At 68.1% G+C, this 23,109-nt stretch carries 18 protein-coding genes and 6 pseudogenes; 16 read left to right on the plus strand and 8 right to left on the minus strand.

The features are described 5' to 3' along the window. The 13 genes and pseudogenes from OR16_RS00875 to OR16_RS00925 all read left to right on the plus strand — a co-directional run. The coding region (locus tag OR16_RS00875) for an acyl-CoA dehydrogenase family protein (protein WP_006156082.1) at nt 1-529 on the plus strand (529 nt) is incomplete at its 5' end. Next, complete coding sequence (locus OR16_RS00880; RefSeq protein ID WP_006156083.1) at nt 526-1,695, plus strand: acetyl-CoA C-acetyltransferase; 1,170 nt, start codon at nt 526-528, stop codon at nt 1,693-1,695. The genes OR16_RS00875 and OR16_RS00880, both read left to right, overlap by 4 nt. A gap of 50 nt (nt 1,696-1,745) precedes the next feature. After that, a complete protein-coding gene (locus tag OR16_RS00885) occupies nt 1,746-2,621 on the plus strand; it encodes an SDR family oxidoreductase (protein WP_006156084.1) in 876 nt (291 codons plus the stop codon). Between the two features lie 44 nt (nt 2,622-2,665). After that, a pseudogene (locus OR16_RS45100) lies at nt 2,666-2,947 on the plus strand (acyl-CoA dehydrogenase family protein); the annotation flags it as partial. A 491-nt stretch (nt 2,948-3,438) separates the two neighbouring features. Further along, nucleotides 3,439-3,528: pseudogene (locus tag OR16_RS45105) on the plus strand (hypothetical protein); the annotation flags it as partial. A 166-nt stretch (nt 3,529-3,694) separates the two neighbouring features. Next, nucleotides 3,695-4,908, plus strand: a pseudogene (locus OR16_RS00895) (acyl-CoA dehydrogenase family protein). Between the two features lie 5 nt (nt 4,909-4,913). Continuing rightward, the gene (locus tag OR16_RS00900; RefSeq protein ID WP_006156086.1) at nt 4,914-5,732 is read left to right on the plus strand and encodes an SDR family oxidoreductase; all 819 of its coding nucleotides are present in this window, start codon (nt 4,914-4,916) and stop codon (nt 5,730-5,732) included. A 62-nt stretch (nt 5,733-5,794) separates the two neighbouring features. Beyond that, entirely contained in the window at nt 5,795-6,250 is a 456-nt protein-coding gene (locus OR16_RS00905) for a MaoC family dehydratase (RefSeq protein WP_006156087.1), read from the plus strand. Nucleotides 6,251-6,269: 19 nt separating this feature from the next. Beyond that, entirely contained in the window at nt 6,270-7,472 is a 1,203-nt protein-coding gene (locus OR16_RS00910) for an acetyl-CoA C-acyltransferase (RefSeq protein ID WP_006156088.1), read from the plus strand. A 71-nt stretch (nt 7,473-7,543) separates the two neighbouring features. Beyond that, nucleotides 7,544-8,456, plus strand: a pseudogene (locus OR16_RS00915) (WD40/YVTN/BNR-like repeat-containing protein). Between the two features lie 57 nt (nt 8,457-8,513). Further along, the gene (locus OR16_RS00920) at nt 8,514-10,862 is read left to right on the plus strand and encodes an efflux RND transporter permease subunit (protein ID WP_006156090.1); all 2,349 of its coding nucleotides are present in this window, start codon (nt 8,514-8,516) and stop codon (nt 10,860-10,862) included. Nucleotides 10,863-11,086: 224 nt separating this feature from the next. Then, a pseudogene (locus OR16_RS48015) lies at nt 11,087-11,158 on the plus strand (hypothetical protein); the annotation flags it as partial. Nucleotides 11,159-11,209: 51 nt separating this feature from the next. After that, a complete protein-coding gene (locus tag OR16_RS00925) occupies nt 11,210-11,980 on the plus strand; it encodes a hypothetical protein (protein ID WP_006156091.1) in 771 nt (256 codons plus the stop codon). A gap of 92 nt (nt 11,981-12,072) precedes the next feature. Here the strand turns inward: OR16_RS00925 and OR16_RS00930 are convergent, their stop codons facing one another. The 7 genes and pseudogenes from OR16_RS00930 to OR16_RS00955 form a co-directional block, all read right to left on the minus strand. Further along, nucleotides 12,073-12,468 carry a type II toxin-antitoxin system VapC family toxin gene (locus OR16_RS00930; RefSeq protein ID WP_006156092.1) on the minus strand — a complete coding sequence of 132 codons (396 nt, stop codon included), beginning with the start codon at nt 12,466-12,468 and terminating at the stop codon, nt 12,073-12,075. Then, nucleotides 12,465-12,656: a type II toxin-antitoxin system Phd/YefM family antitoxin gene (locus tag OR16_RS00935; RefSeq protein WP_237716888.1), complete on the minus strand. Its 192-nt coding sequence runs from the start codon at nt 12,654-12,656 to the stop codon at nt 12,465-12,467. The genes OR16_RS00930 and OR16_RS00935 overlap by 4 nt, the downstream gene beginning before the upstream one ends. Before the next feature lie 207 nt (nt 12,657-12,863). Continuing rightward, the gene (dmpG, locus tag OR16_RS00940) at nt 12,864-13,886 is read right to left on the minus strand and encodes a 4-hydroxy-2-oxovalerate aldolase (protein WP_006156094.1); all 1,023 of its coding nucleotides are present in this window, start codon (nt 13,884-13,886) and stop codon (nt 12,864-12,866) included. Nucleotides 13,887-13,896: 10 nt separating this feature from the next. Continuing rightward, the gene (locus OR16_RS00945; RefSeq protein WP_006156095.1) at nt 13,897-14,808 is read right to left on the minus strand and encodes an acetaldehyde dehydrogenase (acetylating); all 912 of its coding nucleotides are present in this window, start codon (nt 14,806-14,808) and stop codon (nt 13,897-13,899) included. A gap of 37 nt (nt 14,809-14,845) precedes the next feature. After that, nucleotides 14,846-15,628 (minus strand): 2-oxopent-4-enoate hydratase, encoded by a 783-nt coding sequence (dmpE, locus tag OR16_RS40650; RefSeq protein ID WP_081488633.1) that lies wholly within the window; start codon nt 15,626-15,628, stop codon nt 14,846-14,848. Nucleotides 15,629-15,713: 85 nt separating this feature from the next. Beyond that, nucleotides 15,714-16,981: pseudogene (locus OR16_RS00950) on the minus strand (DUF1329 domain-containing protein). After that, nucleotides 16,920-18,551 carry a DUF1302 domain-containing protein gene (locus OR16_RS00955; protein WP_006156097.1) on the minus strand — a complete coding sequence of 544 codons (1,632 nt, stop codon included), beginning with the start codon at nt 18,549-18,551 and terminating at the stop codon, nt 16,920-16,922. The pseudogene OR16_RS00950 and the gene OR16_RS00955 overlap by 62 nt, the downstream one beginning before the upstream one ends. A 267-nt stretch (nt 18,552-18,818) precedes the next feature. Between OR16_RS00955 and OR16_RS00960 the strand changes: the two genes are divergently transcribed. Next, entirely contained in the window at nt 18,819-19,685 is an 867-nt protein-coding gene (locus OR16_RS00960) for an SDR family NAD(P)-dependent oxidoreductase (protein WP_006156098.1), read from the plus strand. Nucleotides 19,686-19,701: 16 nt separating this feature from the next. On the opposite strand, the gene OR16_RS00965 is transcribed toward OR16_RS00960, so the two are convergent. After that, a complete protein-coding gene (locus tag OR16_RS00965; RefSeq protein ID WP_006156099.1) occupies nt 19,702-20,478 on the minus strand; it encodes an SDR family oxidoreductase in 777 nt (258 codons plus the stop codon). Nucleotides 20,479-20,658: 180 nt separating this feature from the next. On the opposite strand from OR16_RS00965, the gene OR16_RS00970 reads away from it, so the two are divergent. Together OR16_RS00970 and OR16_RS00975 are read left to right on the plus strand one after the other, a co-directional pair. Further along, nucleotides 20,659-22,074 carry a DUF1254 domain-containing protein gene (locus tag OR16_RS00970; protein WP_006156100.1) on the plus strand — a complete coding sequence of 472 codons (1,416 nt, stop codon included), beginning with the start codon at nt 20,659-20,661 and terminating at the stop codon, nt 22,072-22,074. A gap of 134 nt (nt 22,075-22,208) precedes the next feature. Then, nucleotides 22,209-23,057 carry an alpha/beta fold hydrolase gene (locus tag OR16_RS00975; RefSeq protein WP_006156101.1) on the plus strand — a complete coding sequence of 283 codons (849 nt, stop codon included), beginning with the start codon at nt 22,209-22,211 and terminating at the stop codon, nt 23,055-23,057. The last annotated feature ends 52 nt before the right edge of the window (nt 23,058-23,109 follow it).

Here is a 23,109-nt window from a genome sequence, read left to right on the forward strand (position 1 = left end):
TGCCCGCGACGGCCGCGAAGGCCGTGTGGGAAGCCGCGCTCAACCGCGGGCGCTCGGCGTCGCCGCGCAGATGCTGGGCCTGACGCAACGCATGCTGGACATCGCCATCGACTACAGCATCCAGCGCAAGCAGTTCGGCAAGGCCATCGGCGCCAACCAGGCGCTCAAGCACCTGCTGGCGGATGTCGCCATCCAGCACGAATTCGCCAAGCCGGTGGTGTACCGCGCGGCCTGCACGCTGGCGCAAGGCCATGGCACCGCCGGGCTGCATGTGTCGCACGCGCTGCTGGCCGCCACGCGCGCCGCGCTGCTCGCGGCACGCCACACCATGCAGGTGCACGGCGCCATGGGCTACACCTGGGAGCTGGACCTGCAGATCTTCATGAAGCGTGCCTGGGCCTTGGCCGACAGCTGGGGCGACCGGGCCTTGCACAAGGCGCGCGTGGACGCGCACATCCTCGGGGCGGCCGTGCCGATCGGCGCTGGCGCCACCTTTGCCACCACAGCCAACCTGGCACCAACACTTTGACGGGGCCGGCCAGCACACGGGTCACATATATCGTCGACGCGCTGCGCACCCCGACGGGACGCCGCAAGGGCGGCCTCGCACACATGCACGGCGCTGACCTGGGCGGCTTCGTGCTGGCCCAGTTGGTGGGCCGCAATGCCATCCCGGCCGCGGAGTATGACGACGTGGTGTTCGGCTGCGTCGACACCATCGGGCCGCTGGCCGGCAATATCGCCCGCAGCGCCTGGCTGGCCGCCGGGCTGCCGCTCACCGTGCCTGGCGTGACCGTAGACCGCCAGTGCGGCTCATCGCAGCAGGCCATTCATTTCGCCGCGCAGGCGGTGATGAGCGGCAACCAGGACGTGGTCGTCGCCGGCGGCGTGCAGACCATGACGCAGATCCCGATCTCGTCGGCCATGCTGGCGGGGCAGGCGCTTGGCTTCTCCGATCCGTTCTCCGGCAGCAAGGGCTGGCAGGCGCGCTTCGGCGACCGGCCGGTGTCGCAGTTCGACGCCGCGCAGCGCATCGCCGAGCACTGGCAGCTGTCCCGCGAGGCGATGGAAGCCTATGCGCTGCAAAGCCACCAGCGTGCCGCCATGGCCATCGAGAGCGGCCGCTTCCAGCGCGAGATCGTGCCCTGCGAAGGCGTAGTCCATGACGAAACGCCGCGGCCCGATACCACGCTCGCCAAGATGGCATCGCTCGAACCACTGATGCCCGGCAGTGCACTGACCGCCGCGGTCTCCAGCCAGACCGCGGACGCGGCGTCGGCATTGCTGGTGGTCTCCGAAGACGCGCTCAAACGCTACGGGCTCACGCCGCGCGCGCGCATCGCCCATATGAGCGTGCTGGGCGACGACCCGCTGTGGATGCTGACCGCGCCCATTCCCGCCACCAAGCGCGCGCTGGCGCGCAGCGGCTTGCGCTGGGAGGACATCGAAGTAGTGGAGATCAACGAGGCGTTTGCCTCGGTGGCGATGGCCTGGCTGGCCGAGACCGGCTACCCGGCCGAGCGCACCAACCCGAACGGCGGCGCCATCGCGCTGGGGCATCCGCTCGGTGCCACCGGCGCGCGGCTGATGACCACGCTGCTGCATGAACTGGAGCGCACGGGCGGCCGCTACGGCCTGCAGACCATGTGCGAAGGCGGTGGCCTGGCCAACGTCACCATCATCGAGCGCCTGTGAGCCGGGTTCCCGGGGCATTGGCGCAAGCAACGGATAAGGGGAGTAGCGACATGGGAATCTGCGACGGACGGACCGTCATCATCACCGGCGCCGGCGGCGGCCTGGGGCGTGCCTACGCGCTGGCCTTCGCTGCCGAAGGCGCCAGCGTGGTGGTCAACGATATTCGCCGCGAGGCGGCCGAGGCGGTATGCGCGGAGATTCGCGCGCAAGGCGGGCAGGCGCTCGCCAGCGATGACGACATCACGCAACTGGCCACGGCCCAGCGCATCGTCGATGCCGCGCTGGCGGCGTTCGGCGAGGTGCACGTGCTGGTCAACAACGCCGGCATCTGCCGCGACCGCATGTTCGTCAGCTTGAGCGAAGCCGACTGGGACGATGTGATGCACGTGCACCTGCGCGGCCACTTCTGCCTGGCCAACCTGCTGGCCCGGCGCTGGCGCGACGCGGCCAAGGCCGGGCGGCAGGTTGACGCGCGCATCGTCAACACCAGCTCCGGCGCGGGGCTGCAAGGCTCGGTGGGCCAGTCCAACTACGCCGCCGCCAAGGCCGGCATTGCCGCGCTGACGCTGGTGCAGGCGGCGGAACTGGAGCGCTATGGCATCACCGCCAATGCGCTCGTGCCAGCGGCCCGCACTGGCATGACAGCAGGCGTGTTCGCCGAGATGATGAAAGCGCCGGCGGAAGGCTTCGACTACTACGATCCGGCCAATATCGCGCCGCTGGTGGTCTGGCTTGGCAGCGCGGCTTCGCGCCATGTCACCGGCCGCGTGTTCGAGGTGGCGGGCGGCATGGTGGCGCTGGCGCACGGCTGGCGCACTGGCGTGCGTACCGACAAGGGCGCGCTCTGGCAAGTGGGCGAACTGGGTGGCGCGATCGACGCGCTGCTCGCCCGCGCCGAGCCCGCGCAACGCGTCTATGGCACCTGAGGCGGGGACGGACGATGCGCTTCACGCTCTCCCTGGAACAACAAATGATCCGCGACACCGCACGCGATTTCCTGGCCGTGCGCAGCGATTCGGCAGCGGTCCGGCGGGTGGTGGATGCGGCCGCGGACGCGGCGCAGGACGGCCATGACACTGCCCTGTGGCGGGAAATGGCCGGCGAGCTGGGCTGGTGCGGCATTGCCTTGCCGGAGGCGGCCGGCGGCGCCGGGCTGGGCGCCGTCGAGCTGGCGCTGTTGATGGAGCAGATGGGCCAGCGGCTGGCCTGCGTGCCGTACTGGTCGGCCATCTGCCTGGCGGCGCCGGCGCTGGCGGGCAGCCTCGCGCCCGCGCCAGCCGCGCCGTGGCTGGCGCGGCTGGCGCAGGGCGAGGCGCGTGCCGCGCTGGCCTTGCCTGCCTGGATGGCGCCCGGCGCGGATGGCTCGCTCGATGCCGATGCGCTGACGGTCACTGCCGCTGTGGCCGGGGATGGCTACGTGCTGGACGGGCAGGTGGCACAGGTGTTCGATGCCGCCGGCGCGGACTGGCTGCTGGTGCCCGCGCGCCTGTCCGGCGACGCGGCAGGGCAGCCGGCGCTGTTCCTGCTGCAAACCGCAGCGCTGGCAGGCCAGCCAGGCTTCGGGCTGCGCCGGCTGGCGGTGCTGGACCGTACCCGCCCGCTGGCCGACCTCGTCTTCGACGGGCTGCGCGTGGAGGCGAATGCCTGCCTGGCGCAAGGCGCCGGGGTGGCGGCAGGCGTGGGCGCCGCCATGTGGCACGCCAGCCTGATGCTCGCCGCCGAGCAGCTCGGCGGCGCCCAGCAATGCCTCGACCTCACCGTGGCCTATGCCGCCGAACGCGTCCAGTTCGCCGGCCGATCGCCGCCTTCCAGGCCGTCAAGCACCGCTGCGCGCAGATGATGGTGGCGGTGGAAGCCGCGCGCTCCGCGGTGCACGGTGCCGCGCGGGCCTGGCAGGGAGTGGCTGGCTGGGCGGTGCTGCCGCCGCGCTCGCCCGGATCGCCGACGGCCTGTTGGCCGCATGAGCCAACTCAGCAGCGCAAGGATCAGCATGGATTCGATGGAAAACCAAAATACCTCCGCCAGCGAAGCGCAACTGCGTGCGGAGGTGGCGGACTGGATGTCCGCCAACCTGCGCGGCGAATTCGACTGCCTGAAGCATCGCGGCGGCCCCGGCGACGAAGAGGCGCATCCGGGGCTGCGCAAGGCCTGGGAGCGCCGCTTGGCCGAAGGTGGCTGGACCTGCGTGGGCTGGCCGCAGGCGCACGGCGGGCGCGGCTTGCCGGTGATGTCGCAGGTGATCTTCCAGGAGGAGTACGCGCGTGCCGGCGGCCCCGGCCGCATGGGCCATATCGGCGAAGGGCTGATCGGCCCCACGCTGATCGCCTTCGGCAGCGAGGCGCAGCAGGCCCGCTTCCTGCCGGGCATCCGCAATGGCACGGCGTTCTGGTGCCAGGGCTACTCGGAGCCGGGCGCCGGCTCGGATCTCGCCAATGTGCGCACCCGCGCCGAGCGCGATCCCGTCAGCGGGGACTGGCGCGTGAGCGGGCAGAAGGTGTGGACTTCGCTGGCCCACGAGTCGGACTGGATCTTCGTGCTGGCGCGCTGCGATCCGGCGTCGCGCGGCAACAAGGGCCTGGTCTTCCTGCTGATGCCGCTGGCGCAGCCGGGCGTGGAAATCCGCCCGATCCGCCAGATGGGTGGCGGCGTGGAGTTCAACGAGGTGTTCTTCGATGGCGCGCGCGCCGCCGCCGGCGATGTGCTGGGCGCGCCGGGCGACGGCTGGCGCATCGCCATGGCGCTGCTGGGTTTCGAGCGCGGCATCTCCACGCTGGGCCAGCAGATGCAGTTCACCCACGAGCTTGGCTGGATCGCCGAGGCCGCGCGCGCGAACGGCGCCTGGCAGGACGCGCCGCTGCGCCAGCGCATGGCGCGTGCCTGGGCCGGCCTGCGGGTGATGCGCTACAACGCGCTGCGCATGCTGGAAGGCGCCGAGGGCGTGCTGGCGATGCCAGCGCGGCACCGCAGCGCGAGACGCTGATCTACAAGTACTACTGGTCGAACTGGCACCGCGACCTGGGCCAGCTCGCGCTCGACGTGCTCGGCCCCAACGCCAACCGGATCGACGAAGCGGACGTGCGCCGCACGCGCCTGCAGCAGATGGCGCTGTTCTCGCGCGCTGACACCATTTACGCCGGTACCAACGAAATCCAGCTCAACATCATCGCCGAGCGCGGGCTGGGCATGCCCCGCGAGGCCAGAGGACAGTCATGACTGAAATGGCAGACAAGCAACCGGCCAAGGCCGGCACCCAGGTCCCCCCGCCGGCCTATGTGGCCGGCCACCAACTGCTGGCTGGCAAGAGCGTGCTGATTACCGCCGCCGCCGGCGCGGGCATCGGCTTTGCCGCCGCCCGCCGCTGCGCGGAGGAGGGCTGCCGGGCGCTGATGATCTCCGATATCCACGAGAAGCGGCTCAGCGAGGCTGTGGCAACCCTGCGCGCCGAGACCGGCCTGCAGGCGATCCATGGCCAGCTTTGTGACGTCTCCGACCAGGCCCAGGTGCGGTCCCTGGTGGCGGCCGCCGAGGAGGCGCTGGGCGGCACCGATGTGCTGATCAACAACGCCGGGCTGGGCGGCTCGCGCCGCATAGTCGAGATGGACGATGCCGAATGGTCGCGGGTGCTCGACATTACGCTTACCGGCACCTTCCGGATGACGCGGGCCATGCTGCCGCATATGCAGGCGCGCCGGCGCGGGGCCATCGTCAACAACGCCTCGGTGCTGGGCTGGCGGGCGCAGAAGGAGCAGGCCCACTACGCCGCCGCCAAGGCCGGCGTGATGGCGCTGACACGCTGCAGCGCGGTGGAGGCTGCGGAGTTTGGCGTGCGCATCAATGCGGTGGCGCCGAGTATCGCACTGCACGATTTCCTGCGGAAGTCGGCGCCGGCGGAGTTGCTGCAGGAGCTGGCCTCGCGCGAGGCGTTCGGGCGGGCGGCCGAGGTGTGGGAGGTGGCGAACGTGATGGTGTTCCTGGCCAGCGATTATGCGTCGTATATGACGGGCGAAGTGTTGCCTGTCAGCAGTCAGCGGGCGTAGCGGCTAGTGGCCCGCGCGGAGCAGGAATCCCAGAACAGGGCAGCAGCGAGGCAAGGAGAGGCATGACACGAGTATTCAATTCCGCCGAGGCGCTGATGAGCGCCGTGGGCGAGCAACTGGGCCACAGCGCCTGGACCGTCATCACGCAGGCGCGCATCGACGGCTTTGCCGAGGCCACGGGCGACCACCAATGGCTGCACGTGGATCCCGAGCGCGCAGCGCAAGGCCCCTTTGGCGCTTGCATTGCGCACGGTTATCTCACCCTGTCGCTGGTCAACCAGTTCCTGCCGGAGATCCTGACCGTGGAAAACCTGCGCTGGGGCGTCAACTATGGCTGCGACAAGGTGCGCTTCCCGGCGCCGGTGCGGGTTGGCTCACGCCTGCGTGGCGTGGGCGAGCTGGTGCGCGCCGAGGCGCTGCCGGGCGGCGTGCAGTCGGTGGTGCGCGTCAGCGTGGAAATCGAGGGCGAGGATAAGCCCGCTTGCGTGGCCGACACCATCAGCCGCTATTACTTTTGATACATCCAAGGAAAGCAGCATGAGAGAAGCAGTCATTGTCGCCGTGGCGCGTACGCCCATCGGCAAGGCATTCCGCGGCGCCTTCAACGATACCGAGGCGCCGGCGCTGGGCGGGCACGTGGTGCGCGCCGTGGTGGAGCGGGCGGGGATCGACCCGGCCGAGGTCGACGATGTGCTGATCGGCGCCGCCGCGCAGCAGGGCACGCAGGGCTACAACCTGGGCCGGCTGTGCGCGGTGGCGGCGGGCCTGCCCGACAGCGTGCCGGGCATGACCATGGACCGCATGTGTTCGTCGGGGCTGATGACCATCGCCACGGCCGCGAAAAGCATCATCTGCGGCGAGGCCGACATCGTGGTGGCCGGTGGTGCCGAGTCGATCTCGCTCACGCAGAACAAGCACAAGAACGCCTATCGCGCGCAATCCGAGGCGGTGCTGGCCCGGCAGCCGGACGCCTATATGGCGATGATCGAGACCGCTGAAGTGGTGGCGCAACGCTATGGCATCGCCCGGGCGGCGCAGGACGAGTACGCGCTGCGCAGCCAGCAGCGCACCGCCGAGGCGCAGCGCCAGGGCCTGTTCGATGACGAGATCGTGCCGCTGGAGACGCGCCGCGCCCTGTTCGACAAGGCGGGCGCGCTCACCGGGCACGAGACCGTTCGCCTCGCACAGGACGAATGCAACCGGCCCGATACCAGCGCCGACAGCCTGGCCGCGCTCAAGCCGGTATGGAGCGGCGGGCGCGCGGTGCCGCAAGGGCGCCACATCACCGCGGGCAATGCCTCGCAACTGTCGGACGGCGCCGCCGCCGTGCTGCTGATGAGCCGCGAGCAGGCCGAGCGCCGCGGCCTGCGCCCGCTGGGCCGCTATCGCGGCATGGCGGTAGCGGGTTGCGCAGCGGAGGAGATGGGCATCGGCCCGGTGTTCGCCGTGCCCAGGCTGCTGGCGCGTCACGGCCTGACGGTCAAGGATGTTGGCCTGTGGGAGCTGAACGAAGCCTTCGCCTGCCAAGTGCTGTATTGCCGGGACATGCTCGGCATTCCGGACGCACGGTTGAACGTCAATGGCGGCGCCATCGCAATCGGCCATCCCTTTGGCATGTCGGGCGCGCGCATGACCGCGCACGCCTTGCTCGAAGCGCGCCGGCGCGGGGCCGCGCATGCGGTGGTGACGATGTGCGTGGGCGGCGGCATGGGCGCCGCCGCGCTGTTCGACGTGCTGTAGCGGCCATTGCCGGTGACAGTGCGAACGGCCAGCAAAAGGCCGGCCATGCCCCCGGCACGGAGGAGACGACAATGAAACAAGTGATTGGCATCGCCATGTCGCTGACGGTATTGGCTGCCGCGGCATGGTCCTTCTCGCCGCGGCCTTTGCCTGCCTTTGCCGCCACCGCCATGCGGGCGGATCGGCTGCAGCTCAATGGCATCGCGCGAGCCGGTGAGCGCCTGGTGGCGGCCGGCGAGCGCGGCACGATCTTGCTCAGCGACGACGAAGGCGCGCACTGGCGGCGCGCCAGCGTGACGCCGGAGCATGGCGCCGCGCTCACGCAGCTTGCCTTTGCCGGCGGCAAGGACGACCGGGTCGGCGTCGCGGTGGGGCATGGCGGCTGGATCCTGCGCACCACCGACGGCGGCGAGCACTGGCGGCAGGTGGCCTTCGATGCGGCGCAGTCGGACCCCTTGCTGGGCGTCTGGGGCCAGGCGGCGGGCCCGTGGTTCGCCATCGGCAGCTTCGGGCGCTTCCTGGTGTCGCGCGACCAGGGCGAGCACTGGCAGTCCGCCGCCACGCCGCAGATGCAGGACAAGCACCTGAATGGCATCGCTGGCGACCGCCAGGGCCGCATGATGCTGGTGGGCGAGAACGGCCTGGTGCTGCGCTCCGCCGATGGCGGCGCCACCTGGGACGCGGTCAAGGTGCCCTACGAGGGCTCGCTTTACGGCGTGCTGCCGTTGCGCGACGGCGCCTGGCTGGTCTATGGCATGCGCGGCAACGTGCTGCGCAGCGCCGACTTCGGCGCGAGCTGGGAGGCCGCCGAAGTGGGGCTCAAGACCTCGTTCTCGTGATGGCGGGCGCCATTTCAAACCGGTGGCGGGCGGCAGCGCGCAGACGCTCGCTGCGCTCATCCCGGGCGCCGGCGGGAATGCCCTGACGCTGGCCGGCAACGCGGGGATTACCCGCTTCACCCTGGCCCCGGATGCCGCGCCCTGATCTTCCCCCCGCCGCAGCGCTTAGCACCTCACCGCATTGCATAGAAGCGAGAACACCATGACCCGCCCCGAAATCCCCGGCCCCCGGGCCACCACCACCCGCCTGAGCCGCTTCGTCGCGCATTGTGCGGACCTGCTGATCCGGCGCCGCCGCCTGTTGCTGGTGCTATGCCTGGCGATGACCGTGGCGATGGCTTTGTCCGCCACGCGCCTGCGGCTCGATCCGGGCTTCAACAAGATGATCCCGCTGCAGCATCCCTATATGCAGGTGCTGGGCAAGTACGCCAGCAACTTCTCGGGCGCCAACACCGTTCTGGTCAGCCTGCGCTGGAAGGGCGACGGCGATATCTACAACCAGGCCTTTATGGACAAGGTGCGCCGGGCCACCGACGAAGTCTTCTTCATCCCCGGCGTGGACCGCGCGCGCGTGTTCTCGCTGTTCACGCCGAACGTGCGCTACACCGAGGTGACCGAGGCGGGTTTCCGCGGCGACGTGGTGGTGCCGGGGCGGTTCTCCGGCTCGCCTGAGCAGCTCGACCAGGTGCGCCGCAATGTGGCGCGCTCCGGGCAGATCGGGCGCTTGGTCAGCAATGATCTCAAGTCTGCCCTGATCCGCGCCGAACTGCGCGAAGTGGACCCCGTCACCGGCAAGGCGCTCGACTATGGCGAAGTGGCGCGCCAGCTGGAGAAGATCCGCGCTGGCTTTGCCGGTCCCGACGTCGAGGTCAATGTCATTGGCTTTGCCAAGCTGGTGGGCGACGTGGAGCAAGGTATCGCCGGCGTGATGGTGTTCTTCGCGCTGGCCTTCGCGGTGACGGCGCTGATGCTGTACGGCTACACGCGCTCGCTGCGCATCACCCTGCTGGCGCTGGCGGTGGCGCTGCTGACCAATGCCTGGAAGCAGGAGGTGGTGCTGGGCCACGACCCGGTCGAGAGCGCCCGCGCCGCCTTCTGCAAGCTCTTTATCCCGGGCACGGTGGCCTTGCTGACCAACGCGCTGGGCTTCATGGTGATCATGCGCATCGAGATCGAGATCGTGCGCGAACTGGGCATTACCGCGTGCCTGGGCGTGTTGCTGATGATCGTGACCAACAAGGTGTTCCTGCCGCTGCTGCTGTCGTACACGCGCCTGGAGCCGGGCGTGGTGGTGGCTGCCCGCGCGCGTGCCGGGCGGCACGGCGCGTTCTGGGACCGGTTCGGCCGCTTTGCCCGCCCGGGGCCGGCGCTGGCGGTGTTCGGCGTGTCGCTGGCGCTGCTGGCGGTGGGCGCGCTGCAGTCGCGCGGGCTGAAAGTCGGCGACATCGGCAACGGTGCGCCCGAGTTGCGCGCCGACTCGCGCTACAACCGCGACAGCGAGAAGATCGTCGGCCAGTACAACATCGGCGTGGACGCGCTCACGGTGGTGGTGGAGCCCAAGGGGTTCGACGACGCCTGCCTGCACTACCCGGTGATGAGCGCGGTGGAGCGCTTCGAGATGAACTTGCGCGGCGTGGCCGGGGTGCAATCGGTGGTGAGCGTGCCCTCGCTAGCCAAGGTGGTGATCGGGGCCTACAACGAAGGCAATCCGCGCTGGGAGGCACTGCCGCGCAATAGCGAGGGCCTGAGCCAGGGCGCCAAGGCCTTCGACCCGGACAACGGCATGAACACGTCGAACTGCCAGGCCATCCAGGTGCTGATCTACACCGCCAACCACGAAGGGGCCACCATCGCCCACATCGTGAAGGAAATCCAGCGCTTCATCGCCGCGGATCGCACGCCCAACGTGGCCTTCCGCCTTGGTGGCGGCAATATCGGCGTGATGGCGGCCACCAACGAGGCGGTGGAAGAGGCCGAGGTGACCATGCTGCTGGCGATCTTCGGCGCCATCACGCTGCTATGCCTGCTGACCTTCCGCTCCTGGCGCGCCGTGCTTTGCATCATCGTGCCGCTGACGCTGGTGTCCATCCTGTGCAATGCGCTGATGGCGCGGCTGGGGATCGGCCTGAAGGTCTCGACGCTGCCGGTGATCACGCTGGGCGTGGGCGTGGGCGTGGACTACGGCATCTATCTCTATGAGCGCATGCAGCACCAACTGCGCGAGGAAGGCCAGGGCTTGCCGCAGGCTTTCGCCGAAGCCATGCGCCAGCGCGGCACCGCGGCCTTGTTCACGGCCATGACGATGTGCATCGGGGTAGGCACCTGGGCCTTCGCCGCGCTCAAGTTCCAGGCGGACATGGGCATCCTGCTGGCCTTCATGTTCATGGTCAACCTGTTCGGCGCGGTGTTCCTGCTGCCGGCGCTGGCCAGCTGGCTGGGCGTGGAGGAAGAGGAACGCGCGCGCGCCGGCAGGATGACCGCCGGCGCGCAGGCTCGCGCGGGCGACATCGCCGCGACCGGCGAGCGCGTGCTCAAGTCGGACGCGGCATGAGCGAGCGTGCTGCCCGCTGGCGCAGGCCTGAAGCGGCGCTTCGCGCGGCAGGCCGGTCCTAGTCCGAAGGGACGATGAAGTGCACGTGCCCGGTCCGTATCGTGGTGCATGGCCCAAGGTCCGGCGCCGGGGCGCCCGGGCGCGGCGGGCCACATAGAACTATCAGGAGAAGACATGTCCACACAAGGCTACAAGATTGAAAATATCAAGATCATCGACGGCTATTGCCCGCACATGGGCGCGGATCTCAGCACCGGCACCGTGCAGGGCGACATATCGCCTGCCCGTTCCATGGCTGGCAATGGGGCGGCGACGGTGGCTGCAAATCGATTCCCTACTGCAAGCGCGTGCCGCCCAAGGCGCGCATCGGCAGCTGGACCACTTGCGAGCAGAACAAGCTGCTGTTCATCTGGCATGACCCGCAAGGCAACGCGCCGCCACCGGAAGTGGCCATCCCGCGCATCGAGGCGTGCTTTTCCGAAGCGTGGTCGGAGTGGGCGCTGGACAAGATGCTGATCCACACCAACTGCCGCGAGCTGGTCGACAATATCTCCGACATGGCGCACTTCGGCACCGTGCACGGTGCCCCGGTCGATTACTTCGCCAACCTGTTCGAGGGCCACAAGGGCACGCAGCTGATAGTTGGCCGCAGCGCCAGGCTCTCCGGCGAAGACCAGCTGACCGCGCTCTCCACCTACTTCGGCCCCGCGTACCACATCACGGAAATGAGCGGGCGCATGGGCGACCAGCCCATCCACTCCATCCTGCTCAACTGCCATGTGCCGGTGGATGCCAACAGCTTCGAGCTGCGCTACGGGGTGCTGGTCAAGCGCGTGCCGGGCCTGTCGGAAGAGCAGAACCGCGCCGTGGCGCAGGCGTACGTGGAGCAGGCGCGCGGCGCCTTCTACGAGGACGTGGCGATCTGGGACAGCAAGATCCGCATCGACAACCCGCTGCTGTGCGAGGGCGATGGGCCGATCTACCAGATGCGCGACTGGTACGGGCAGTTCTACACGGACAGTGAAAGCGTGCGGTCGGGCAGTGTGGCGCGGCGCGAGTTCGAGCTCAATATTGCCGGGATCGAACCGCCGGCGTTGCATCACGTGTTTGAGGGGTAGGCGTGCAGGCTGCGGCGGGCTGGCCAGCCGCAGCCTGCCGCATCTGGCCGGCGCTGCTTTACGGCAAAGCGTCTCGCCGGTTCCGGGAGCCGTTACCAGATCGTCTTGACGTGCGGGTAGGCGCGGATCTTCTCGTCCTTCGTCACCAGCGGCACGGAGAACTTGCGCGCGGTGGCCACGATCATGCGGTCGGCCGGATCCTTGTGGAATACGCCCGGAAGTTCTACTGACTTGATGGCGATCTCGGTATCCACGGGTACTACGCGCACCGCTTCAAGCTGCCCCACGGTGGCGAACCAGCTCGTCGCATCCATCGAAAGCACAAGGCGCTCGCGCGCCACCAGCGCTGCGATTTCCCATGCGGAAATCGATGAGACCAGTATCTGGCCGCCGTCCAGTTCCTTCTCAATGCTCGCCTTGGCCTTCCTGCTCAGCAGCGGATCGCCGCTCACCCACCAGACGAGCGTGTGCGTGTCCAGGACGATCACTGTGCCGCCTCCCAGTCATCCGCGTCCACCGGCTCGGTCGGTGCGTCGTAGCGCACCACGGAATCGCGCAGGATTTCCAGCGGGCTACGCGAGCTGCTCCGATACGGACGGACCTCGAGGACCGGCTTGCCGTGGTTGGTCACCACCAGAGGTTCGCCCGAGTCCTCAACCTGGCGGAAGTACTCCAGCGCGTGTGCCTCCTATCCCCTGTGTGCCTTGAAGTCCGATTTTGAGACTTGCCTCTCCATATCTGCTCCTGGTCATATGTCTATGGTCATATATTCTAAATGAAGATGGCCGGGAGGCTTGGCTATTCTTTGACGGCAGGTGATGAAACAGGCATCTGCCCTGGTCACGGTAGGCGGCCAGGGCAAATATGGGGTTGCCGCGTCCCGTCAAGCCATCAACCCACGCTCCCGCGCCAGCGTCATGGCGGTGTCCTCGATCATGTCTTCCTGCCCACCCACCAGGCGCTGGCGCCCCAGCTCAACCAGGATCTCGCGCGCCGGAATGCCGTACTTGGCCTGGGCGCGCTTGGCGAACAAGAGGAACGACGAATACACGCCGGCGTAGCCCAGCGTGAGTGCATCGCGGTCGATGCGGATCGGCTGGTCCATGATGGGCACCACCAGGTCTTCGGCCACGTCGGCAATGCGGAACACATCCACGCCGGTCTCGATGCCCATGCGCTCGCAGACCGCCACGAAGACTTCCATCGGCGTGTTGCCGGCGCCGGCGCCCAGCCCGGCGGCTGCCGCGTCGATGCGGGTGGCGCCGCAGGCCACGGCCGCCAGCGAGTTGGCGATCCCCATGGCGAGGTTGTGGTGGCCGTGGAAACCCAGTTCGGTGTCCGGCTTGAGCGCCTGGCGCACGGCCGTCAGCTTGGCGGTGACGTCGTGCGGCAGCATATGCCCCGCGGAATCGGTGATGTAGAGGCAGTTGGCGCCATAGGACTCCATCAGCAGTGCCTGTTCCACCAGCTTCGCCACCGGCGCCATGTGCGCCATCATCAGGAAGCCCACGGTGTCCATGCCGAGCTTGCGTGCCATGCCGATATGCTGCTCGGAGACATCGGCCTCGGTGCAGTGGGTGGCTACGCGGATGGTGTGCACGCCCAGTTCATGCGCCATGCGCAGGTGGTCGATGGTGCCGATGCCGGGCAGCAGCAGGGCGGAGACCTTGGCCTGCTTGAGTTCGCCCAGCACGGCTTGCAGGTATTCCTCGTCGCTATGCGCGGGAAAGCCGTAGTTGACCGAGGCGCCGCCCAGGCCGTCGCCATGGGTCACTTCGATCAGCGGCACGCCGGCGTCGTCCAGGCCGCGGGCGATCGTCTTCATCTGGTCGAGCGAGATCTGGTGGCGCTTCGGGTGCATGCCGTCGCGCAGGGTCATGTCGTGCACGGTAATGCGTTGGCTCATGTCGGGCTCCTTATGCGGTAGTGGCCACGGCGGGCAGCGCGCCGCGCAACATGGCGGCGCCAATGCGCTCGGCGGTGCGGGCGGCGGCGGCGGTCATGATGTCGAGATTGCCGGCGTACTTGGGCAGGTAGTCGCCCAGGCCCTCGACTTCCATGAAGATGGAGACGCGCTTGCCATCGAAGACAGGGCCGTTCTTGAGCGTGTAGCCGGGCACGTACTGCCGCACCTCGGCAATCATGTCGTGGACCGACGCCGTGATGGCGTCCACGTCTGGTTCGTCCTCGGTCAGGCAGTGGATGGTGTCGCGCATGATGAGCGGGGGCTCGGCCGGGTTGATGACGATGATGGCCTTGCCCTGCCGCGCGCCGCCCACTTGTTCGATGGCGCCGGCGGTGGTGCGGGTGAACTCGTCGATGTTCCGGCGCGTGCCAGGCCCGACCGAGCGCGAGGAAACGGTGGCGACGATCTCGCCATAGGCCACCGCCTGCACGCGCGACACGGCGTACACCATGGGAATGGTCGCCTGGCCGCCGCAGGTGACCATATTGACGTTCATGGCATTGCTGCCGAGATGTGCATCCAGGTTGACCGGCGGCACGCAGAAGGGGCCAATGGCCGCCGGCGTCAGGTCGATCACGCGCACGCCGCGCGCGGTGAGCTGGTCGGAGTGCTGGCGGTGCACGTAGGCCGAGGTCGCATCGAAGGCGATGCGGATGTCGTCCGCGGCCAGGTGCGGCAGCAGGCCATCGAGGCCCTGGTCGGTCGTCTTCAGGCCCAGATCGCGGGCCCGGGCGAGGCCGTCGGAGGCCGGGTCGACGCCGACCATCCACACCGGTTCCAGAATGGTGCTGCGGCGCAGCTTGTAGAGCAGATCGGTGCCGATATTGCCGGGACCGATCAGGGCACACTTGATTTTTGCCATGGGGCTTCCTTGCTTGGAGCGGGCAGGGTGGGAGAGGTCAGGTAAAGCGGGTGCTGCAACTGCCGATGCCGTCGATGCGCAGGTGCAGGCGGTCTCCGGCAACGACCGGAATCAGGGCCGCGAGCGAGCCGGACAGGATGGCCTCGCCGGCGAGCAGGCTGATGCCGAGCTCGCCCAGCGTATTGGCCAGCCAGGCCACCGCTTCGGCGGGATGGCCGAGGGCGGCGCTGCCTAGCCCGGTGGCGACTACGGCGCCGTTCTTTTCCAGCGTCATGGCACAGGCGGCAAGGTCGAGGCCGTCTAGGCGCACGCGCTCCTCGCCCAGCACGTAGGCGCCACAGGAGGCGTTGTCGGCCACGGTGTCCTCGATGCGGATGCGCCAGTCGAGGATGCGCGAATCGACGATCTCGAAGCAGGCGCAAACCGCTTCGGTGGCGGCCAGTACGTCGGCGCGGGTCACGCCGGGGCCGCGCAGGTCGCGCTGGAGGAAGAAGGCGATCTCGCCTTCGGCGCGCGGCTGGATCAGCGTGGCGGCGGGGATGGCGTGGCCGTCGGGATAATGCATGCTGGCCAGCAGCATGCCGAAATCGGGCTGGTGCACGTCCAGCATCTGCTGCACCGGCAGGCTGGTGACGCCAATCTTCTTGCCGGTGATGCGGTCGCCCTGCGCCAGCCGGTGCGCGACGAATTGCTGCTGGATGCGGTAGGCGTCGCGCACCGTGATCGGGTGGCCGCGTCCGCTCAGGGGTGCGACCGGCACGCGCGCGCTCAGCGCCTGGTGGAGTTCCTCGCCTAGCGAGGCGATCAGGTCAGGTTTCATGGCTGGAAGGGACTTGAGGCCCGCGGCGGACCGATGCCGTCGGCATGGGTCCGCGCGAGCCTGCGGTGGGGCCGAGGGGCCGGTATCAGGTGCCCGAGCCGCGCGCGGCGTCCGGCGAGAAGTAGGACCAAAGTAGGCGCCCGACACCAGGTCGTGATAGAAGGCCGTGGTCGTGTAGAAGCGCTGGGCATCATAGGCGTACACGGAGCCGGCCAGGTTGACGCGCCACAGCTGTCCGCGAGCGTCATAGTTCTCGGCGATCACGGCGTTCCAGCTGTCCTCGTCGATGTACAGCACCCGCTTGGCGTACTGGTGGCGGAAGCCCTCCTTGAGCGAGGCCTCCAGCACCCACACGCGATGCAGCTCGTAGCGCATGAGCTCCGGGTTGGCGTGGCCCTTGCCGAGGATGTCCTGGTACTTCACCGCGGCGCTCATCAGCTTGTAGTTGTTGTAGGGCACATAGATTTCCTTCTTGCCCACCACCTTCCAGTTGTAGCGCTCGCCGGAGCCATTGAAGAGCCGGTCGTCGTCGACGGTACGGAAGCCGCCCGGGCCGGAGGGCTGGTCAAAGCCGTACTCCGGCGTTTGCCGCACGCGCCGCGTGCCGGGGTTGTATTGCCAGGTGCGGCGGGTGTTGGCGCCTTCCTGGTCCCACAGCTCATAGCCCACCAGCAGCGTGCCGCGATCGCGCAGCGGCAGGTCGGTAGCCTGGCGGAAGAAGGTCTTGCTGTTGAGTTCGCTCTTCGCGTCGAAGGTGGCCGCGTTGCGGGGCGAGAAGATGTTGTAGCGCACGCGGCCCCAGGCGATATTGCCGTCCGGGTACACCACCGCCTGGCCGTAGGTGGCCGATTCCGTGCCGATGGCGGCGGCGAAGCGCAGGTCCCACATCAGCTCCAGGCCATTCTTGGGGATCGGGTAGGGCGCTTGCGGCGGCGCGCTCTTCAGGCCGTTGCCGTCCGCCGTCATGCTGACCTCGGGTGCGAGCAGGCGGATGTTCTTGTAAGCCGCGTCCTCGTAGCGGAAATCCCGGTGGCTTGGGTAGACCGGCATCTTGAAGGTGTCGGGGTACTTCTTGAACAGAGCCTTCGTGCCTTCGGTCAGGTGGTCGGCGTATTGCGCCAGGTTCTGCGCGGTGATGACGGCGAGCGGTTTCTCCGCGGCATAGGGGTCCGGATAGCGCTCGCCCCGCTTCCACTGCACACCCGCTGGCACGCCGAGCCACTTCCCGCTCCAGGCTGGGATCTGGCCGTCCTTGCTGCCGGGCCGCTCGGCACCCATGGGCGTGAGCTTGTCATCGAGCTGCTTGAGCTCGTCCGGTGTGACCTTGGCGTGGGCGCCGACGGCCAGCATCATGCTGGCCGCCAGCAGCGTGCCGCGGATCGTTCTCTTCGTGTGCTGTTGCATGGGTGTGCTCCTGGGAATGAAGCCGGCCCTCGCGGGCACTGAGTTCGAGGTTGTTGAGGTACTTGAAGGTCACGCCCACGCTGGCGCGGCGGTCACCGAAACCGGTTAGGGAGCCGAAGGCGCCGGCGACGGCCGACCTGCCGCTGAGGGCCTGGGAATAGGTGAGGGGCACCGTCATGTCCCAGCCGTCGAAGACATTGTTGTAGGTCAGCGACCAGCCCAGCTGCAGCGCCGCCGAGTTGGTGGTGTTGGTCAGCGTGCTGAAGCCGTTGACCGGGGTCACGTCGACCACGTGCTGGTAGGCGATTTCGCCGAGCAAGCTCTGCGAGTTGGCCAGGAAGCTCGGTCCGATGGCGTAGATTGCCGAGACCTGCCCCTGCAGCACCTTGCCGCGGGTGGCGGTGGGCGACCCGGCCACGTTCACCAGGACCGGCACACCGTCCTTGTAGCTGACTTCGCCGGCGATATTGGCGCCGAGCATCTGGGTGGAGAAGCTCGCGCCGGTCAGGTTGATGTCGCCGAAGAACTTCTGCTGGTATTGCAGTGTCGGGAACAGCGAGGTCACCACGCTCGGGTTCTTGTCGTGGTAGTGCAGCTGGTACAGGCCGAGTTCGGTGTCGCCGAATACGCGAAAGCGCGTGCCCAGGCCCCACTGGCCGGAGTTGGACGGGTTGATATCCGGCCCGCGCGGGATCTGGAAGCCGCCCGGGCCGATGATGTACTGCGCACCGGGGCCGACGATATCGCTGGTGCTGAAGTAGCTGCCGGGCGCGCTCAGCTGGTTGGACTTGTAGGTGAACTGGTAGTAGCCGAGCAGGCTGATGTCGGGATTGACCTGCCATTGCAGCGCTAGCTGGGGTACCGGCAGCAGGATGTCCTTGACCTCGGCGCCCGGCACGAAGGACTTGGTGGCGTCCGCGGGGCCTTGGGCGCCGGCGATATTGGGAAAGAACAGGCTCTCGCCCCATGCCACCACCTGGTTGCCGACCTTGACGTTCAGGCGCGTGCTGTCGATGCCGAAGGTGCCGTAGGCGTAGGCGTCCAGCAGTTGCGCGCGCTGGCCGTGGTAGTAGCGCGCCGAATCGGTGAACTCGTTGAAGGCGCCGCTGTGGTTGACGGTGGAGGGCGCATCGTTGGCGTTCGACGTGCGGTAGGCGCGGTCGTAGAAGGCGCTGCCGCGCACGAACACGCCAAACTCTCCGCGCTGGAGATTGGCTTCGCCAAGCAGGGTGGCACGGTTGGCGATCATGTCGCCGCGCTTGAAGTTACGGTCGCCATCGTCGCCATTGACGTTGGACGGCGACAGCAGCGCGCCGCTCTGCGCGCCGGTGCGGACCGCGGCGCCGTAGGTGGCGGTAAAGGAGTAGTTCAGCGTCGTATCGTTGCCGAGATCGATGGTGTTGCCGGCCCAGGCGGACGGCGTGATCGCCGCGGCGATGGCCGAAACGATGGCGGCTGGCCGTAGCCTGCGTGCGCGATGCGATGAAGCCTGCGGTGAACCCGTCTGTGATGCTTGCATGTGTCTCCCCTATGGTGTTGGTGATGCGCGGTGATGCATTGACCTGGCACGTCTTGTTGCTTTTCTTTGATGGGAAGCGTAATGACCGGGGCAGGGCGCGGAATCGTCAGAACGGACTAGACGGTTTCCCCTAGGCGATGGCGAACGGCCGCACTCGCGCATGCCGCTAGTCCGAACGGAGGATGAAGCGCGGCGGCGTGCGCGATAGCGTCGGGCATCGCCCCGCGCAGCGAGTTCGCGGCGCGGGCATCACTGGGGAGGAATGCGATGCGCAGTGCAAAGGAATCCATCGTTGCGGTAGTCACGGGCGGCTCGCGTGGCGCGGGCAAGGGCATCGCGCTGGCGCTGGCGCAAGCCGGCGCGACGGTGTACGTCACCGGGCGCACCGAGCGCAACGGCGAGGCGCCGTTGCCCGGCACCATCCACGAGACCGCGCGCGAGATCGATGCGCGCGGTGGCAAGGGCATCGCGGTGGCCTGCGACCATCGCGACGATGCACAGGTGCGCAAGCTGTTCGAGCAGGTGAGCGACGAATCCGGGCGGCTTGACATCCTGGTGAATAACGCCACCTTCCTGCATGACGAACTGATCGAGCCAGGCGGCTTCTGGGAGAAGCCGCTGGCCCTGGTGGATATCCTCGACGTGGGCCTGCGCTCGGCCTATGTGGCGAGCTGGCATGCGGCGCCCTTGATGGTGGCTGGCGGGCGCGGATTGATGGCGTTCACGTCGTCCTTCGGCGCGAGCTGCTATATGCACGGCCCGGCCTACGGCGCGCAGAAGGCCGGCGTGGACAAGTTCGCCAAAGACATGGCGGTCGACCTGCGCCCGCATGGCGTGGCCGCGGTATCGGTCTGGATGGGCCCGCTGCGCACCGAGCGCACCATGCGGGTCTGGGAGCGCGAGCCCGGCAAATACGCCGCCTTTGCGCCGAGCGCGGAGAGCCCGGAGTTCACCGGCAAGGTCATACTCGCCTTGCATGGCGACGCCGCCGTCATGGAGAAATCCGGCCAGGTGCTGATCAGCGCCGAGATTGCGCAGGCGTACGGCATTCGCGATATCGACGGCAAGGAGCCGGTTTCCTACCGCGCGGTGCTGGGCGGGCCGGTGCAGGCGCATCCGGCCAAGGTCGAGTAGGCGCGCGCCGGGCGGGTCAGCCGGCCTGGTGGGCTGCCGCGCCGAGGAAGGCCGGGCGCTCGCCGCCACCGTCGATGACCAGGTTGGCGCCCGATACGTAGGTGGCATGCGGCGAGGCCAGGAACAGGCAGGCGTCGGCGATGTCGCGTGGCGTGGCTAGGCGTCCGAGCGGCACCGTATCGGCCACCTGCTGGAGCGCGGCCGGATCGCCGTAGTGCTGCTGCTGTGCGGCCTCGGTCAGCACCAGGCCCGGACTCACGGCCGTGACTCGCACGCGCGGGGCCCATTCCACCGCTAGCGAGCGAACCGCGTTCAGGATGCCCGCCTTGGCCGCGCCGTAGGCGGCGGTGCCGGGTGAGGGCCGCAACGCGCTGACGCTGCCGATGAAGATCTGCGTGCCGCCGCCGGCCTGGGCCTGCATGCGCGCGTTGGCACGCTGCGCCAATTGCAGCGGCGCCACCAGGTTCAGGCGGATGATCGATTCCATCAGGCGCGGCGAGGCGTCGGCGGCGAGCGCGAACGGTGCGCCGCCGGCATTGTGGATCACGATATCGAGCGCGCCGGTGCTATCGACGATCCGGGTCAGCAGGGCTTCCACCTGCTCGGCGTCGCGAATGTCGGCTGTGATGAACTCCGCGTGTCGGGGCTGCACCCTGTCGATCTCCGGCGGTGTGCGCCCGCAGGTGAACACGCGGGCACCTGCCGCCAGGAAGCCCTCGGCAATGCCGCGGCCAATGCCGCGCGCGCCACCTGTCACCAACACCGTCTTGCCGCTGAAGTTGAATCCCGTCATCTCTGTCTTCCCTTGGTCTCGTTGCCTTGCTGGTCAGTGCGATCTTAGGGAAATCCACCGGACGCTTCGTAGTCTGAAAAGACGATGCAGGGCTTGCGGCCAGGCACGCATGATCGGGCTCGCTCGTCGCACACATCACCGTGCCACGCCTTTGATCACAACAACACCGAGGCACCAGCCATGTCCGATACGTCGCCGATACTGATAAAAAAAGGCAAACGCGCTTTTGCCCGCGCTGCCGGCGGCATTGGTGCCGCCTTGTTGCTGGCCTGTGGCATAGGCGGCCAGGCCATGGCCCGGGAGGAGGTCGATACTGCGCTCATCCAGCAGGCCTATAACTACGCCTTTCCGCTCTACAAGCTTTCCCAGTATCGCTGGACTGCCTTGGAGACGAGCAACAGCCGCACCAGCACAACGCTGAACCGGCTGGCGCATTCCAGGGCGATTGCCACACCACAAGACAGGTGGGCCGCAGCGCCCATTGTGGATGCGCTCTATTCGACCGCATGGATCGACCTGGCGCGCGGGCCGGTCCTGCTGGACACACCCGACACCCAGGGCCGTTACTACGTACTCACGCTCATTGACTTCTACTCCAACACCTTTTTCTACGCGGGCTATAGCAGTACGGGCACGCAGGCGCAGAAGTATCTTCTGGCCGGTCCTGCCTGGCAGGGCGAAGTCCCGGCCGGCGCCACCCTGGTGCGTGCGCCTGGCAACGACGTCTATGTGAACCTGCGCGTGCTGGTGGACGGCCCGGCGGACCAGAGCGCTGCGAATGCGGTTCAGGACGGCTTCAAGATCACACCGGCCGCAACGGCAGGCGCAGCTGCCGCGGCGCCGCGCGTCCGGCCCGTTGCGGACGACCCGAAGAATTTCGTGGATGTGGTCAATCAGATGCTGGAGCTCGACCCGCCGCCAGCGCACGATGCCCGCCTGATCGAGCGCTACCGCGCGATCGGCATCTGCGGCAAGGACTGCAGCTGGGAGCGGTTGCCGGCACCGGTGCAGGCAGCCTGGCGCGCGGACCACGCGAAGCTTGAGGGGCAGTTTCTTGCGGCCTATATGGCAGCGGGCGCTGCACACGGCTGGATTGAATACAACCCGGCCGGCTCGAAACTCGGTACCACGCAGATGCGCGACTACGATCTGCGCGCCAGCGCACTGGCGCTCGGCATGGGCATGCTGGGCCTGGCCCGCACCGAGGCGGACTACTGGATCACCCTCAGCGACAGCCGGGGCCAAGCGCTCTCGGGCGGCCGGCGCTACCGGCTGAGCCTGCCCCCCGGCGGGCTGCCGGCGCGCGCATTCTGGTCGGTGGCGTTGTACACGGTGGAGAAGGAGGGCCAGTTCCTGTCGGGCAATGCGCATGACCGTTATCACGTCAGCAGCCGCACGCCTGGACTGGTGGCCAACGCCGACGGCACGATCGATATCTGGCTGCAGCCGACGCCGCCCACCGGGCCGCGGCAGGCGAACTGGCTGCCCACCCCGGCAGACGGAGGGCCGTTCGAGCTGTTTGCCCGCGCCTATGTTCCTGGCGACACGGTGCTGAACGGAGACTTCAAGATGCCTCCGGTGCAGGCGCTGCCGTGAGCCTGCCAAGCCTCGCGCGCGCCCACGCCGGACGCGCGCTGCGCAGCGCTTCGTAGTCCGAAAAGACGATGCCCGCCGCGCTGCGCATGCGCATGATTGGCCGGGTTCGTCATGACAACAGGGGAGACACCGACATGTCCAGTACGTCGCCTGCAGTATTACCAGCCGGCCAGACCATCACCACGCCAGACGGCTTGCGCCTGCACTACATCGATGCAGGCACCGGCGAACCCGTGGTGTTCATCCACGGCAGCGGCCCAGGCGCCAGCGGCCACAGCAACTTCAAGCACAACGCGCCGGCTTTTGCCGCGGCGGGCTTTCGCACCGTGGTGGTCGACCTGCCGGGCTACGGGCAGTCGTCGAAGCCGGCCGATGTGGAATACACGCTGGACTTCTTCGTGGCCGCGCTGCGCGCGCAATTGCTGGCGCTGGAACTGCCGCGCTGCGTGCTGGTGGGCAACTCGCTGGGCGGCGCCATCGCGCTGAAATATGCGCTGGACTACCCGGAGCATGTCAGCCGCCTGGTGATGATGGCGCCAGGTGGCGTCGAAGACCGCGAGACCTATTTCCGCATGGAAGGCATCGAGAAGATGGTGTCGCTCTTCACCGGCGGGCATATGAATCCCGGCACCATGCGCGAGCTGCTGAAGTTGCTGGTGCATGACGCCACGCTGGTCACCGATGCGCTGGTGGATGAGCGCATGGCCGTGTGCAAGGAGCAGCCGCGCGAGGTGCTGGCCACCATGAAAGTGCCCAACCTGACCGAACGCCTGGGCGAGATCGCGTGCCCGGTGCTGGGTTTCTGGGGCACGGAAGACCGCTTCAACCCCGCCGGTGGCGCCCTCAAGTTCCTGCAGGGGTGCCGCGATGCGCGCTTCGTGCTGATCAATCGCTGCGGCCACTGGGTGATGGTCGAGCACAGCGATTACTTCAACCGCGAGTGCCTGGGCTTTCTCGCGGATACGGCCGAGGCCGCGGTGTAGCATGGCTGTCCGGCCTGCGTGCCGGCAGCGCAAAGATCAATAAACCTGGGAG

The sequence above is a fragment of the Cupriavidus basilensis OR16 genome, from assembly GCF_000243095.1.
Taxonomy (GTDB): Bacteria; Pseudomonadota; Gammaproteobacteria; order Burkholderiales; family Burkholderiaceae; genus Cupriavidus; species Cupriavidus basilensis_D.